Origin of the sequence: Enterorhabdus sp. P55, from assembly GCF_009911695.1 — a bacterium.
Classification (GTDB): domain Bacteria; phylum Actinomycetota; class Coriobacteriia; order Coriobacteriales; family Eggerthellaceae; genus Enterorhabdus.
Window position 1 is genome coordinate 1 of record NZ_QWKK01000246.1, and the last position, 1,052, is coordinate 1,052.

Annotated in this window: 1 protein-coding gene; it reads left to right on the forward strand. The window is 68.7% G+C overall.

What is annotated here, in order from left to right; all coding sequences use genetic code 11:
• The first annotated feature begins 256 nt into the window (after positions 1–256).
• A complete protein-coding gene (locus D1643_RS11100; protein ID WP_201751115.1) occupies positions 257–559 on the forward strand; it encodes a ubiquinone biosynthesis protein COQ7 in 303 nt (100 codons plus the stop codon).
• Positions 560–1,052: the final 493 nt, after the last annotated feature.

Sequence of the window (1,052 nt, forward strand, 5' to 3'; positions counted from 1 at the left end):
GGCCGGGCGCTGCGGGGCTGCCGGCGGGGCTGCGCGGGCCGGCGCTGGCGACGGGGGCGTCGGCTGCTAGGGCGGCGGACATCGGCGCCCTCCCCGCGGACGCGCGGCGTCGCCGTGCTTACGCCGCGTCTACGACTTGGTTGCGACGGGCAAGCGCGCTCCCCGCGAGCGCGACGGTTCCCTAAGATGGGCGCAACGCTGCGGATGGATCAACGCCGCGGCATCCGGTTGTACCTGTCCGTAGAAAGGAACGACTATGGCAATCCTGTCCAATCCGTTCGTCATGGAAGTGCCGCGCAAGCTCACCGACGAGGAGCTGGTGAACGCCATCCGCCAGGATCTGGTGGGCGAGCTCGAGGCCATTCACGAGTACGACGCGCATGTCCTGGCCACCGACAACGAGGACGCGAAGAAGGTGCTCTCCGACATCCGCGACGAGGAGCGCGAGCACATGGGCGAGCTCCTCGAGCTGCTGGAGCGTCTTGCTCCCGACGAGAAGGGATTCCATGACGAGGGCCGTGACGAGGTTCGCGAGATGCTCGACGGCAAGAAGAAGTAGGGCGCCGCACGCAGGCTGCCTGGGCCCCGGTCACGTAAGCGGCCGGGGCTTTTTTGCGTCTGGCTTCCCGTCTCGGCGGCGCTCCTGGGGCTCGGCGGCGGGGGGGGATGGCGCCTCGTACTCCCGATGGTACGGGGCCGCCTTGCTTCCCGGTGGGTCCTGGTCTGGCTCTGCCGTGTCGTCGCTGCGATGCGGGGCGCGGTTTCCGGCTCGCAGTGTCGGGGCGTCGAGCTGGCGGGGAGGTTTCGGAAATCTGGCCAAAAAGGGTACGGTTTACGCAGGTTTGAATGTCCCCGGCGCTTCTTGGCGCGTGTTTCCCCAGGTCGGGGGTGACCAGAGGACGCCTCGGGGCTGTCTGGGAGCGTAAACCGTGCTGTTTTTGGCCAGTTTCTCGGAAGGAAGGCCTTGGCGACTTGGAGCGGTGGATGTTGCGGCCCGGCGGCGGTGCTGACCTCCGACCCCCCGACCCCCCGACCCCCCGACCCCCCGACCC